Origin of the sequence: uncultured Romboutsia sp., assembly GCF_958366745.1 — a bacterium.
In the GTDB taxonomy this organism is placed as follows: domain Bacteria; phylum Bacillota; class Clostridia; order Peptostreptococcales; family Peptostreptococcaceae; genus Romboutsia; species Romboutsia timonensis.
Window position 1 is genome coordinate 1 of the sequence record NZ_CATXCO010000003.1, and the last position, 14430, is coordinate 14430.

The 14430-nt window shown below is 29.5% G+C and carries 18 protein-coding genes; all 18 read right to left on the reverse strand.

Annotated features, from left to right (window positions below; all coding sequences use genetic code 11):
• Window positions 1–182: 182 nt before the first annotated feature.
• A complete protein-coding gene (locus tag Q5F54_RS00525) occupies window positions 183–1397 on the reverse strand; it encodes a hypothetical protein (protein ID WP_288526130.1) in 1215 nt (404 codons plus the stop codon).
• 11 nt (window positions 1398–1408) lie between these two features.
• Window positions 1409–2236, reverse strand: a complete 828-nt coding sequence (locus Q5F54_RS00530; RefSeq protein WP_288247768.1) for a hypothetical protein — start codon at window positions 2234–2236, stop codon at window positions 1409–1411.
• Window positions 2229–2921: an ABC transporter ATP-binding protein gene (locus Q5F54_RS00535; RefSeq protein WP_288526128.1), complete on the reverse strand. Its 693-nt coding sequence runs from the start codon at window positions 2919–2921 to the stop codon at window positions 2229–2231. Before Q5F54_RS00535 ends, Q5F54_RS00530 begins: the two co-directional genes overlap by 8 nt.
• Before the next feature lie 12 nt (window positions 2922–2933).
• Window positions 2934–3290: a GntR family transcriptional regulator gene (locus Q5F54_RS00540; RefSeq protein ID WP_288523898.1), complete on the reverse strand. Its 357-nt coding sequence runs from the start codon at window positions 3288–3290 to the stop codon at window positions 2934–2936.
• Between the two features lie 436 nt (window positions 3291–3726).
• Window positions 3727–4662, reverse strand: a complete 936-nt coding sequence (locus tag Q5F54_RS00545; protein ID WP_288563831.1) for a transketolase family protein — start codon at window positions 4660–4662, stop codon at window positions 3727–3729.
• The gene (locus Q5F54_RS00550; protein WP_071118940.1) at window positions 4655–5482 is read right to left on the reverse strand and encodes a transketolase; all 828 of its coding nucleotides are present in this window, start codon (window positions 5480–5482) and stop codon (window positions 4655–4657) included. Before Q5F54_RS00550 ends, Q5F54_RS00545 begins: the two co-directional genes overlap by 8 nt.
• A gap of 213 nt (window positions 5483–5695) precedes the next feature.
• Window positions 5696–6046, reverse strand: a complete 351-nt coding sequence (locus Q5F54_RS00555) for a type II toxin-antitoxin system PemK/MazF family toxin (protein WP_071118941.1) — start codon at window positions 6044–6046, stop codon at window positions 5696–5698.
• A gap of 1 nt (window position 6047) precedes the next feature.
• Complete coding sequence (locus tag Q5F54_RS00560) at window positions 6048–6332, reverse strand: ribbon-helix-helix domain-containing protein (RefSeq protein ID WP_074010940.1); 285 nt, start codon at window positions 6330–6332, stop codon at window positions 6048–6050.
• Window positions 6333–6353: 21 nt separating this feature from the next.
• Window positions 6354–7523, reverse strand: coding sequence for an alanine racemase (gene alr, locus Q5F54_RS00565; protein WP_071118942.1), 1170 nt, complete (start codon window positions 7521–7523; stop codon window positions 6354–6356).
• Between the two features lie 15 nt (window positions 7524–7538).
• Entirely contained in the window at window positions 7539–8126 is a 588-nt protein-coding gene (gene gerS / locus Q5F54_RS00570) for a germination lipoprotein GerS (protein ID WP_302333862.1), read from the reverse strand.
• 24 nt (window positions 8127–8150) lie between these two features.
• Window positions 8151–8609 (reverse strand): CBS domain-containing protein, encoded by a 459-nt coding sequence (locus Q5F54_RS00575; protein ID WP_071118943.1) that lies wholly within the window; start codon window positions 8607–8609, stop codon window positions 8151–8153.
• A gap of 1 nt (window position 8610) precedes the next feature.
• Window positions 8611–8994 carry a holo-ACP synthase gene (gene acpS / locus Q5F54_RS00580; RefSeq protein ID WP_071118944.1) on the reverse strand — a complete coding sequence of 128 codons (384 nt, stop codon included), beginning with the start codon at window positions 8992–8994 and terminating at the stop codon, window positions 8611–8613.
• A 283-nt stretch (window positions 8995–9277) separates the two neighbouring features.
• Window positions 9278–9538 (reverse strand): ATP synthase F1 subunit epsilon, encoded by a 261-nt coding sequence (gene atpC / locus Q5F54_RS00585; protein ID WP_071118945.1) that lies wholly within the window; start codon window positions 9536–9538, stop codon window positions 9278–9280.
• A gap of 2 nt (window positions 9539–9540) precedes the next feature.
• On the reverse strand, window positions 9541–10935 hold the full coding sequence (gene atpD, locus Q5F54_RS00590) for a F0F1 ATP synthase subunit beta (RefSeq protein ID WP_071118946.1): 1395 nt from the start codon (window positions 10933–10935) through the stop codon (window positions 9541–9543).
• A 15-nt stretch (window positions 10936–10950) separates the two neighbouring features.
• Window positions 10951–11814: an ATP synthase F1 subunit gamma gene (atpG, locus tag Q5F54_RS00595; RefSeq protein ID WP_302333863.1), complete on the reverse strand. Its 864-nt coding sequence runs from the start codon at window positions 11812–11814 to the stop codon at window positions 10951–10953.
• A gap of 27 nt (window positions 11815–11841) precedes the next feature.
• Window positions 11842–13344, reverse strand: coding sequence for a F0F1 ATP synthase subunit alpha (gene atpA, locus Q5F54_RS00600; protein WP_071118948.1), 1503 nt, complete (start codon window positions 13342–13344; stop codon window positions 11842–11844).
• Between the two features lie 15 nt (window positions 13345–13359).
• A complete protein-coding gene (locus tag Q5F54_RS00605; RefSeq protein WP_281538724.1) occupies window positions 13360–13902 on the reverse strand; it encodes a F0F1 ATP synthase subunit delta in 543 nt (180 codons plus the stop codon).
• Window positions 13899–14399, reverse strand: coding sequence for a F0F1 ATP synthase subunit B (gene atpF / locus Q5F54_RS00610; RefSeq protein ID WP_281538725.1), 501 nt, complete (start codon window positions 14397–14399; stop codon window positions 13899–13901). The genes Q5F54_RS00605 and atpF overlap by 4 nt, the downstream gene beginning before the upstream one ends.
• Window positions 14400–14430 lie beyond the last annotated feature (31 nt).

The following is a 14430-nucleotide window of genomic DNA, read 5'->3' on the forward strand; positions in this document are numbered from 1 at the left end:
ATATTACACCTTTAATATTAAAATTTACTTTCTTCACTTATATCACCCCCCTATTTTAAATATATGAAGCATGTATAAGCATTAGAAGAATATTTAATATATAAGTTACTATAAGTTTTTAATTATTAAGTATTATAGAAATTAATAAAAGTACTATGAAAAATCATAGTACTTTTATTAATTTATAATTCATTGTTTTTAAGTATATAACTCTCAGATCTATAAGCTTCCCCTTGCATATATTCGCCTATATATAGAGTACTTTTACTATTTTTATCTAATACAATTACATTATCAGTATATTCTCCATCAAGTCTTGAGTTCATATTATCTGCATTAGAGGTCTTTGATAATATGTATATCTTATTATCTATAATTCTAAATGTATTTAGACACATATTTTTATTTAACTTTTTAATACTATATTGCTCATTGTTAATTACTATTTTTCCAGTTGTTAAATCTATAGTGTATAAACTTAAATCCACTTTACTTTTATTCTCTGTATCAGATAATAAATTTAATTTTTCACCTTCCACGTTTTGTTGGTATGATTCTAAAGGAAGCTCTAAATTAATTTTATTATCTATGTAATCAAATTTATTATTCTCCATGTCATAATAAGCTAAATAATAATTATTTTCTAATGTATTTTGGTTTTCTAAATAAAAATATACTCTATTATCAATTACAAATGGGTTATTATAAACTAATCTATATTTAGATTTATCATCTACCTTTAAATTAATCTTATTTACGGATTTAGCTTCTTTATTGTTAAAATCAACCTTAGATATTTCCACAAAGTCTTCTAATTCATCTTTTCTTGTCTTTTTTCTATCTGGATTATTTTCTTGTTCTCCAAGCAAAGCAATATAAACTTCACCGTTATATTTAGTTACTAATCCTTTGTGATTATTATTATTTTCAGATTTTAAACTATTTGGAATTTCTATTTTAAACTGTGTAATTTCCCCTGTATCTAAATTTTTATCTTTTATAGATGTTGATAGCGTAATATCAGTTTCTCCATATTGCTCATCAATATACTCTATATATCCTATACTATTTTCATCCGAATATATGGAACCTGTATCATGTATATACCCTGGAAATATATCCCTATTTTTATTAAAATTCTTTGAATATTTATATAAATCAGGATTTTGATTTACATTTTTATTAAATTGATATTTATCCTTAGACAATATTACACTATCATTAGAATAAATACCTCTTTTACTTTGGCTATATACAACTACATCCCCTAAACTTGATTGTTTTCCAACTATATTTTTTAATGTATATTTAGGTTGTGAAATTATCATAGCTCCAGTTAAAATAACTATAGAAGATAAAGATAATCCTAAAGTTACTAACGATATTTTTTTATTCATAATTTTACCTCCTATAAACCAATCCTTTTATTTAATAATGTTCTTGAAATTAAAATTGATATTACAAATATGACTATATAATATGCTATCTGTACTTTAAGTAAGATATCTACATATTGTGCATATTGTGCAGTTAAACATATATATAATATTATAGACGCAAATATATATCCCCCACCTAAAATAATTCCTATTTTCTTATAACTTCTTTCCATTAAAACTCCTGTAAATATTACCACAACTGCAAGTATTACTCCAAAAACATCTATCATTAAGAAATCTATAGGTTGAATAAATATCAAATTAGAAAATCTATTCTGATTTGCTAGTATAGTTTCAAATACATTTGTAAAACCGTCTACATTAACATTCAATATAGCTTTTATAATAACTAAATCTATAAACCAAAATAAAAATTGTACTGATATAACACCAAATATCATACTCGTTACTGTTATAAGTTTTGCTATGTATATATTAAATCTCTTTTGCGGTAACATAAGTAAAGTTGCTATGGTCTTACTTTTAGAAAAGTAATCTCTATACCATATAACAAGACTATATAATAAACACAATAAAACAGAAAATGCCACAGCCATTTTAGTAATAGAAGTTAAATCTCCTATTAAGTATTCATATATATATCTAATACCTTCTTCACTCTTTAATACATTCACAGTAATAGGATTTCCTTCTATATCAGAAGTTCTTGATGGTACAGAATATATACTAAATAAAGTTGCTCCAATATTTGAAGCTAATAATATTCCTATCAGCGTAAAATATATTTTATATATTCTTTTAAACTCCATATCATATAAAGTTAATATATTATTCACCTTTATATACCTCCCTCATTTTATCTACTATAGACATTCCATCCCTTGTACGAAGCTCTTCAGCATTAAATATACAAGAAACTTTCCCCTCATCTATTAAAATTACATCATCTGCTATCATTTCTATTTCACTTATTTCATGAGTTGTTAGTATTATACTTTGTTCTTCATTTATGTATTTTGTCATTACCCCTAAGAACTCTTCTCTTTTAAAAATATCAATTCCTGAGAAAGGCTCATCAAGTAATGTATATTTTGCATTTTGAGCAAATCCCAATATTATTTTTATTCTAGCTATATTTCCTTTTGATAATTTAGATATTTTTCTATCATCTGTTAAATTGAACAATTCTAACATTTCATAAGCTTTTTCATCATCCCAATTCTTATAAAACTGTTTCATAAATTCAAAACTTTCTTTTATTGTATATTGTGCAAAGTGATTATCTACATCTGGTACAAAAGAAATCTTATTATAAGTTTTATAAGTTAGCTTTTCATTATCTATTAATATTTCTCCCTTATCGGGTTTAATAAGCCCCGCAATAGATTTTAGTATTGTTGATTTACCAACTCCATTTATCCCTAGTATACAAGTTATTTTACCTTCTTCTATATTAAAGGATATATCGTCTAAAGCCTTAACTTTTCTGTATTTTTTACTTACATTTTTTACCTCGATCACTTTTATCCCCCCTTAGTACTTATCTTTTATAATCTCTATAAGTTCTTCCTTTTTGACATTTATAGCCTTCATATTTTCTATAAAAACTTCCATAGATTCATTTATAAGATCATGTCTTATTTTATTGATTACATTTTCATCAGTAGTTATGCTACTTTGGTAACTTTTTATTGTATTTATAATTCCCATCTCTTCCATCTCCTTATATGATTTTTGAACTGTATTTGGATTTACCTTTAAGATTTGTGCCATTTCTCTTCTTGAAGGTATTGTATCACCTGGATTTAATTCTCCTCTTACTACTTTTTGCTTTATGTATCTTATAATTTGTAGATAGACAGGTTCTCTATCATTTGGCATAAAGTTCATTTAATCACCTCCGTATTACCGTACTAGTTCAGTAGTACACTTATAACTGTATTATATTAGTGATACACCATAAATGCAACCACTTTTTGAAATTATAAATTCTATATTTCAATTTGTAAAATATAATACCATTGTATTTGCAATATATTCAAAAAGTTTTAGTTCTTATAAATATATATATATTTAAAAATCCACTTCACTTATATCGCTAATATTTGTTCAACTAGCTTTCATATATTTAATCAAACCTTTATCAGTGGGAATTATAATTTATCTATGAAATAGATAAGTTATAATACTTTAATATATAAAAAGGTAGTATATTTCCTATTATTAATAGATAATATACTACCTTTTTTAAGAATAACTTATTAAATTTACTAATTTTATAAATTCACTGTATAATAATACTAAAATTTTAATTTATAATACTTAATTATTTTTTAGCTATAGCTTCTTTAACAGAGTTAACTATATCTTCTGCAGTTAATCCATATTTCTTTAATAATTCAGCAGGTGTTCCAGATTCTCCGAACGTATCTTTAACTCCTACTTTCTTAACAACAACAGGACACTCTTCACTTACTACTTCACTTACTGCAGAACCTAATCCACCTATTATACTATGTTCTTCAGCAGTTACTATTGCACCTGTTTCTTTAGCTGCATTTATTATTAATTCTCTATCTATAGGCTTTATAGTAGACATATTTATAACTCTAGCATTTATACCTTCTGATTTTAATGCTTCATGAGCTAATATAGCTTCATTAACCATTATTCCACAAGCTATTATAGATACATCATTTCCTTGTCTAACTACGTTACCTTTACCTATTTGGAATTTATAATTTTCATCAAATATTGTAGGTACCGCACTTCTTCCTAAACGGACATACATAGGTCCATTGAATTTAGCCGCTTCTAATATCATTTGTTCAGCTTCAACTCCATCTGCTGGAACTAAAACTGTCATGTTTGGTATAGCTCTCATTATAGCCATATCTTCAATACTTTCATGAGATGCTCCATCTTCACCAACTGTAAGACCTGCATGAGTTGCACATATCTTTACATTTAATTTTGGATATGCTACAGAGTTTCTTATTACTTCAAAAGCTCTACCTGTAGCAAACATTGCAAAACTACTTGCAAATGGTATCTTACCAGCTGTTGCAAATCCACAAGCTGCACCAATTAAGTTTTGCTCTGCTATACCCATATTGAAAAATCTACTTGGAAATGCCTTACAAAAATCATTTGTTTTTGTAGACTTTGATAAGTCTGCATCTAATACTACTACATTATCATTAATTTGTCCTAGCTTAACTAAAGCTTTTCCATATGCGTCTCTAGTTGCCATCTTAGTCATTATCTACACCCCCTAAATCTAATAAAGCTCTTTCTAAATCGCTATCACTTGGAGCTGCTCCATGCCATCCTGCTTGATTTTCCATAAATGAAACGCCCTTACCTTTTATAGTCTTAGCAATTATCATTGTTGGTTTTCCTACAGTTTCTTTAGCCATATCTAAAGCCGCAAATATTTGATCAAAATCATGACCATCTATTTCTATTACATTCCATCCAAAAGCTTTAAACTTATCTACTATAGGGCCTATGTTCATAACATCTTCTGTTTTTCCATCTATTTGAAGTCCGTTGTAGTCTAAAAATGCAACCATGTTATCTAATTTATAGTGTGCAGCACTCATAGCAGCTTCCCAAACTATACCTTCTTGAACCTCTCCATCTCCAAGTAAAGTGTATACTCTCCATGGTGCATTATCTAGTTTAGATGCCATAGCCATACCACAAGCAACTGAAAAACCTTGTCCTAAAGATCCTGTTGACATTTCAACTCCTGGAGTTCCTTTCATATCAGGATGTCCTTGTAGCATTCTATTTATCTTTCTTAACCCCTTTAATTCTTCTCTATCAAAATATCCTTTATGTGCTAAAGTAGCATATAATACTGGAGCTGCATGTCCCTTTGATAAGACAAATCTGTCCCTATCTTCCATCTTACAGTTATTAGGATCTATATTCATCTCATCAAAATAAAGAGCTGTTAATATTTCAACTGCTGATAATGACCCTCCTGGATGTCCTGATTTAGACATATGTATCATAGAGACTATATCTTTTCTGATATTACGTGCGATATCTTTTAATCCTTTATGATCTCTCATGTAATTACCTCCCTGTACTCTTAAAGTTAAGTTGTCCATATGTATTACTTTTAGTTCAATCTTACTTTATTATATCACTTTTAACCTATTTTTTACTCTATTTTTTCAAAAGAATGCATATATATTTATAATTTTCACATTATGGTTAGCATATACTATTATATTTTACAATTTTCAAAAAAAAATATTGATATTACTTAATACCAATATTTTTTACAGAGTAAATAGTCCTAAACTTATTTGAAGACTATTATCAACTTTTAGCATCATATTTTTATCTAGACAACCAATTTTTTCTCTTAAACGTTTTTTATCTATTGTACGTATCTGCTCTAAGAGAATAACAGAGTCTTTATTAAGTCCATACTCATGCGCACTTATTTCTATATGCGTAGGTAGCTTAGCTTTATTAATTTGAGATGTTATAGCGGCTACTATTACAGTTGGACTGTATTTGTTACCTATATCATTTTGTATTATAAGAACTGGTCTAACTCCTCCTTGTTCTGATCCTACAACTGGGCTTAAGTCAGCATAATATAAGTATCCTCGCTTTATATCCAAATTAGTATTCACCTTGGGCAATCTTCTCTTCCATGTTATCTTTTGAAGATACCTCATTTGTCATACCCAGCTCAGCTAATGATAGATTAATTTGACCCATCTCTTTATAGCCCTTAATCATACACTCTTTAAGGTCTATCTTCTTCTTTTGAGTTATATAGAACTGAAAAGCTGCTTTAGCAAAATCTGCTCTGTTACTGTTCTCCATCTGAACTATATGATCTACTTCAGACATAAGAGAATCAGGTAAAGTAAAGGTTATTTTTTCCTTTCTTTTATTGTGCACAACATCGCCTCCCGGGATATACTATCTTTTTAATTTTACCAAATAACTATCAGCTTGTAAAATTACATTTCTTTCCTTATAGATACGGTCAACTCTTCTAGACACCATGCATACTATTTCATAGTTTATTGTTCCTAAATCCTTAGCTATATTGTCTGCATTTATATTACTTTCCCCAAATATTATAACCTCATCTCCAATTTTTATATCTATATCTTTATCAATTCTTACCATGCATTGATCCATACAAATTCTTCCTACGACATCAAATATTTCATTATTTATAGATACTTTAGGGTTATTTTGCATTCTAGTAAATCCATCTGCATACCCGATAGGTATAGTAATTATTCTTTCAAGTTTGCTAGTTTTATACTTTAATCCATAACTTATTCCTGTATCTTCTTTAAGCTCTTTAATATGGGCTACTTTTGTTTTTAATGTCATGGCAGGCTTTAATTGAAGTTTATCTTTTATAACTTCATCAGATGGATAATATCCATATAAAACAATACCACATCTTACCATATTGAAATTTAAATCTGGTAAATCAATTGTTGCAGCGCTATTTGATACATGTTTTATAGGTATATTTATACCTCTTTTTTCTATACTATCAACCATAAATTTAAATCTATCTGCCTGTTTGTAGGTAAAATCTTTGTCTATTTCATCAGATTTAGCAAAGTGAGTATATATACCTTCTATATATAGATTATTTAAATTAGATATATTAACTATTTGATCTATAGATTCTTCACTTGCTTCAAAACCTATTCTACTCATTCCTGTATCAATTTTTATGTGTATATTAGCAGTTATACCTGTTTTTTCAGATATATCATTAAGTTTTTTAGCCATTTCTAAAGAATAAATAGTTAATGTTATATTATTTTCAAGAGCATATTCTAAAGATTCTTCTGGAACAAATCCTAAGCACAATATAGGCATCTTTATATTATTTTCTCTAAGCTCTATAGCTTCTTCAAGTCTTGCGACTGCAAAGTAATCTACATTCTTATTTTCTAAAAATTTAGCAATTTCTACTGAGCCATGTCCATATGCATTAGCCTTCAACACTGTACAAATTTTAGTATCTTCTTTTAATAACTTTCTTATATTATTTAAATTAAAATTTATGTTATCTAGATTTATCTCCGCCCATGTAGGAGCTGTTACTCGATTTTTCATTATCTTTTGTCCCCCTTACTTTTTACACTCAAACTCCTTGTATTTGACTGTAAAACTTGGTTTTCCTTCGTCATTTAATATTTCCATTTTTTCTGGATTTTTAGTGTCTTTATTTACATATAATATTTGTTTATTGAAGTATTTATTATTTCCTGGTATAGTAGTTTCTAATATCAAACTATTATTGGATAACTTTATGTTAACCTCTTCATTTTGAAGATAATTTTTTATAAAATCACCTATAAAAGCATATTGTCTATTATCTTCCATATTCGGCAATTCTATTTTATCTTTTATATCTGGGTTACTTATTATTACCTTATCACCTTTATACTCCATTGTTTTTCCTTTTAAATTCTTCGGCTCTACTACTTCTAATTTATAATAATCCGGTTTAACGTAACTATGAATAAATACATAATTATGAGAACTTTTATTTCCTGAGGCTTCTATTTCAGCAATACACTTGTATGATGACATAGTAACTATCTTCTTCTGAAACTCTTTATATACTTCTTCTTTTGTGGACTCTCTTCTTTGACAACCTATAAAAATTGCAAATATAGTAATAAATATTACTGATATTATAGCCCACCTTTTCACAAAAAACCTCCTAAGTTATCATTTCTAATTATACATAGCCTTTATTATGTCATATCTACATATTATACCTTTTAAGAAGTTATTTTCGTCTACTACAGGTACTCTATTTATAGATTTGTTTATCATAACATTAGCTACATAATCAAATGTGTCATTTTCATTTACTGTTATTATATCTTTAGACATTAAATCTTCAACCTTATATGCTGCTATTGCTCTCATCTCATCTTCAAACTTCTTCATATCATCTAAAAATATTATCCCTTGTATGAAATTTAACATCCTTGGAGAATCCACATGGGATTCTTTTTTCATTATGTCTGTTTCAGAGATTATACCTACTACCTTATTTTCTTCATCTACTACTGGCAGCCCTCCTATTTTCTCCTTTATAAGTAGATTTGCCACGTTAGCAATAATATCATTCTTATTTGCCACTATTACATCTGTAGTCATTATATCTTTAGCTCTTTTATCATTCATATTATCCCTCCTTAGTTATAGCTATAGAGTTAGCTACTGCATAGTCCTTACAATGAGATATAGATACTTTTATTTCTGAAACATTATAATCTATGCAAATCTGTTTGAAATTATTATAAGTTTTCACTATTGGCTTTCCTAATTCATCTCTTAGCACTTCTATATCTCTTAAATTAAACTTTCGTATTCCTGTTCCTATAGACTTACTTATAGCTTCTTTCGCTGCAAAGTTTCCTGCTATAGTTTCAGCCTTAAAACTCTTACTTTCAAAGTACTCTATTTCTTTAGATGTGAACATTTTTTCTAAAAATCTAGGGTTTTTATCTAGTAATTCTTTTATCCTATATATTTCTATTATATCAACTCCAATATCTAATATATTCATTATTCCCTCCATATAATACTTATATATTTATTCTATTCCTATTATTTAATTATATTCAATTGATAAATTTTATATTGTATACTTGCTCTAAGTATTTATTTTTACTTTAATAATACATTTTATATGGTAAAGTATTTATTTTATTTCCATTATATAAACTATGTATAATTTTATTATATTAATTCTATATCAAAATTCAAAGTACCACCATTTATTAAATTCATACTCAATGTGGACTATATAAAAAAGGACTAGATAAAATCTAGCCCTTTTTTATATAATTTTATATCCACTCTGCAGATTCTGTAACTATTACAGTTTTTTCTTTATCAACATTCATGAATCCTCCAGATACTTTTGCATCTTTAAATTTTCCATCTAATTTAATACGTAAAGTACCTGTCGCAAGTCCTGCTACTAAAGGTCTATGATTTTTTAATATACCTCTATCTCCTTCAGTAGTTCTAACTACAATCATCTCTGCATTTCCATTATAGAAGGTTTTATCAGGAGTGACAATTTCAAGTGCAAATACATTTGCCATTATTATCTACTCTCCTTTGCTCTAGCAACTACAGTGTCTATGTTTCCTGCATTTATAAATGCTGACTCTGGTAAATTATCATGCTTTCCTTCTAATATTTCTTTGAAACTTCTTATAGTTTCTTTTAGTGGTACATATGTACCAGGTATACCTGTAAATACTTCAGCAACATGGAATGGTTGTCCTAGGAATCTTTGTATTCTTCTAGCACGAGCAACTGTTAATTTATCTTCATCAGATAATTCATCCATACCAAGTATAGCTATTATATCTTGAAGTTCGTTGTATCTTTGTAATATAGATTGAACCCCTCTAGCTACTTCATAGTGTTCTTTACCAACTATTTGAGGATCTAGAACTCTTGAACTAGATTCTAATGGATCAACCGCTGGGAATATCCCTAGAGATGCTATTTGTCTAGATAAAACTGTCTTAGCATCTAAGTGGTTGAATGTTGTAGCTGGTGCCGGGTCAGTTAAGTCATCGGCAGGAACGTATACAGCTTGAACAGATGTTATAGACCCATTCTTTGTAGATGTTATTCTTTCTTGTAATCTACCCATTTCTGTAGCTAGTGTTGGTTGGTATCCAACTGCTGATGGTGTACGTCCAAGAAGTGCTGAAACCTCAGATCCAGCTTGAGTAAATCTGAATATGTTATCAACGAATAATAATACGTCTTGGTTCTCTTCATCTCTGAAATGTTCTGCCATTGTAAGTCCTGTTAACGCAACTCTCATTCTTGCTCCAGGTGGCTCATTCATTTGTCCGAATACTAGAGCAGTCTTTTTGATAACTCCAGAATCAGTCATTTCTTCATAAAGGTCATTACCTTCTCTTGTTCTTTCTCCAACTCCAGCGAATACTGATAATCCACCATGTTGAGAAGCTATGTTTGTTATAAGTTCTTGTATAAGAACTGTTTTACCAACTCCAGCTCCTCCGAATAACCCTATCTTACCACCTTTTAAGTATGGTGCTAATAAGTCAACTACCTTTATACCTGTTTCTAGTATTTCGGCAGTAGGTTGTAATTCTTCAAATTCTGGTGCTGGTCTATGTATAGGCATTTGTGGTGCATCAGTTGGTGCTGGTTTACCATCAACTGGCTGACCTAATACATTAAATATTCTTCCTAATGTTGCATCTCCAACGGGAACAGTTATTGGAGCCCCCGTATCAACAACTTCCATTCCTCTTACAAGTCCATCAGTTGAACTCATTGATATACATCTAACAGTGTCGCCACCAACGTGTTGTGCAACCTCTGCTACTATCTCTTTATCTCCTTGCTTTATCACTAATGCATTTAATAGATTAGGTAAGCTTTTTTCACTATCAAACTTAACGTCTAATACTGGTCCTATAACCTGAACTATTTTACCTATGTTTGCCATGTCCTAACCTCCTTATTATTTAGCTGCTGCCGCTCCTCCAACTATTTCAGATATTTCTTGAGTAACTGCCGCTTGTCTCGCTCTATTATATACTAATTCTAGTTTTGATATCATTTCGTTAGCATTGTCTGTAGCTGATTCCATAGCAGTTCTTCTTGCAGCTTGCTCTGATGCAAAAGATTCTGCTATTGCTCCATATACACTTCCTGATACATACTTAGGTAATACATACCCAAGTACTGCATCAGCAGAAGGTAAATATTGAACTGCAGCTTTGCCTTTTTTAACTTCTTTTTCAGTATTTGTATTATCTATTGTAACTGGTAATAATTTTACTATCTTAGGTTCTTGTGATAAGGCAGATATAAACTCTGTATAAACAAGATTAACCTCATCAACTTCTCCATTTTTATAAGCTTCCATAGCTGCTTGAGCTACTCTGTTTGCATCTTCATAAACACATTTTTCTACAGATTCTATATAATCTATAACTTCGTAGCCTCTTTTACTTAAAGACTCCTTAGCTTTTTTTCCTACAGGTATAACTTTTCCTGTACCTAATTTGTTATGAGCAAGTACTGCTTTTAAAATGTTAGAGTTGTAACCTCCAGCTAATCCTCTATCACCAGCTATTACTATATAACATACGTTATTAACTTTTCTTTCTTTTAGAAATACATTTCTACTATTACTCGTATTTTTAGCTATATCTTGAACTGTGTTGTATAAAGTATTAAAGTATGGTCTTGCACTTTCAGCTCTTTCTTTAGCTTTTCTAAATTTAGATGACGATACAAGTTCCATAGCCTTAGTTATTTGTTTAGTACTCTCAACACTTTTAATACGAGTTTTGATTTCCTTCATTCCAGCTCCTGCCACTGTGTTTACCTCCTTTTTTTAAAAGGATTACGCTTCTATAACAAACTTTTTCTTAAATTCTTTTATAGCGTTAGTTAATTCTTGAGTGAAATCTCCATTTTCAAGAATTTTCTTTCCTATTTCTGGATAATTTATATTTATAAATTGGAATAATTCAGTTTCAAATCTTGCTATATTATTAACTGGTATATCAGATAATAAATCGTTTGTAACTGCATGTATTATCATAACTTGATTTTCAACTTTTAGTGGTTGATGTTCACCTTGCTTTAATACCTCAACTATTCTTTCCCCTTGTGCAAGTCTCTTCTTAGTATCTTCATCTAAGTCAGATCCAAATTGAGAGAATGCAGCAAGTTCTTTATATTGAGAGTAAAGAAGCTTTAATGGTCCTGCAACTTTTTTCATTGATTTTATTTGAGCAGAACCTCCAACCCTTGATACTGATATACCAGGGTCAACTGCTGGTCTTATACCTGCATAGAATAATTCAGGTGTTAAGTATATCTGTCCATCAGTTATAGATATAACGTTAGTTGGTATGTACGCAGAAACGTCCCCAGCTTGAGTTTCTATTATAGGTAGTGCAGTTATAGAACCACCACCTAATTCGTCTGATAACTTAGCAGCTCTTTCTAGTAATCTTGAGTGTAAGTAGAATACATCCCCAGGGTAAGCTTCACGTCCTGGTGGTCTCTTAAGTAATAATGACATCTCTCTATATGCAACTGCATGCTTAGTTAAGTCATCATATACTATTAATACATGTTTTCCTTCAAACATGAATTCTTCACCCATTGCAACTCCAGCATATGGTGCTATGAATTGAAGTGGTGCAGATTCTGAAGCACTTGCAGATACTACTATTGTGTAGTCCATAGCTCCACCTTTTTCTAAAGTGTTTACTAATTGAGCTACTGTAGAACGCTTTTGCCCTATTGCAACATATATACATATAACATCTTTACCTTTTTGGTTAAGTATTGTATCTATACATATAGATGTTTTACCTGTTTGTCTATCCCCTATTACAAGCTCTCTTTGACCTTTACCTATTGGTATCATGGCATCTATAGCTTTTATTCCTGTTTCAAGTGGTTGATGAACAGATTTTCTAGCCATTATTCCTGTAGCTTCAGATTCAACTGGTCTTGTTTTATTTGTGTTTATAGGTCCTTTTCCATCTATTGGTTGACCTAATGCATTTACAACTCTTCCTATTAATGCATCTCCAACTGGAACAGAAACTACGTTTCCAGTTCTCTTAACTACATCCCCTTCTTTTATACCTCGGTCATCACCAAGCATAACTGCCCCAACCATATCTTCTTCAAGGTTAAGAGCCATTCCATAAACTTCTCCTGGGAATTCTAAAAGTTCTCCTGCCATAGCATTTTCTAATCCGTAAACACTTGCTATACCATCTCCAACTTTTAAAACACTTCCTGTATCTGTTAATTCAACTTTATTTTCATAATTTTTTATTTGTTCTTTTATTATTGAACTTATTTCTTCTGGTCTTAAATTCATGGGTTCACCGCCATTCTAAGATATTACTTGAGATAATTGATTTTTCATTTTAGATAAACGAGTTCTAACAGTTCCATCTATCTCTTCATTTCCAAGTTTAACTAAAACTCCTCCTAATATAGTTTCATCAACTATATTATTTAAAGTAACGTTTTTATTATATTTTATAGAAAGATTCTTTTCTAAATCTTTGATTTCTTTTTCACTTAACTCAACCGCAGTTATTGCAGTTCCTTCTAATATATTATTCTTATCATTTAATAAGCTTTTATATGATTCTTTCATATTCTCTATAGCTGATATTCTATCTTTATCTATAACTAATTTTAAGAAATTATTCATACTATTACTTAATTGATTTTTGAATATATTTTGCATTACATTTTTCTTATCTTCTCTACCAATTAAAGGTGATTTTAAGAAATTGTATAAATCTTTATTTTCATTAAATATGTCTACTAATTCACTTAATTCTTGATATAGTTCACTAGTAGTTTGAGTTTCCTCTCCAACTTCAAATAAAGCCTGTGCATATCTATCTGCTATTACATTTATCATTTAGATTCGCCCACCTCTTTTATAAAGTTATCTATTAACTCTTTATGTTTCTTAGAATCTATATCTTTTTCAATAACTTTAGATGCAGCTAAAATTGCTATATTAGAGATTTCATTCTTTATCTCATTCATAACTTTTTGTCTTTCTTGTTCTACATCTTTACTAGCTTTTTCTTTTAATTGGCTTGCTTCTTGCTTAGCAGCAGCTATTATTTCAGTTTCTTTTTGCTCTGCTCTTAAAGTTGCTTGCTTAATTATTTCTTGACCTTGCTCTTTTGCTGAATTTAGTTTTTCTTCATATTCTGATTTTAAAGATAAACCTTCTTTTTTAGCTCTTTCTCCTTGCGCTAAATCTTCCCTTATGTCTTTTTCTCTAGCTTCTATTATTCCTAATACAGGCTTAAATAATAGTTTCTTTAAAAGGAAAAACACTAGGAAAGTATTTACAAGTTGAAATATAAATTCATATGTTATACCTATTAGCGGTTTAAATTCCATATGTATCCTCCTTTCCACTAATAACCATTTA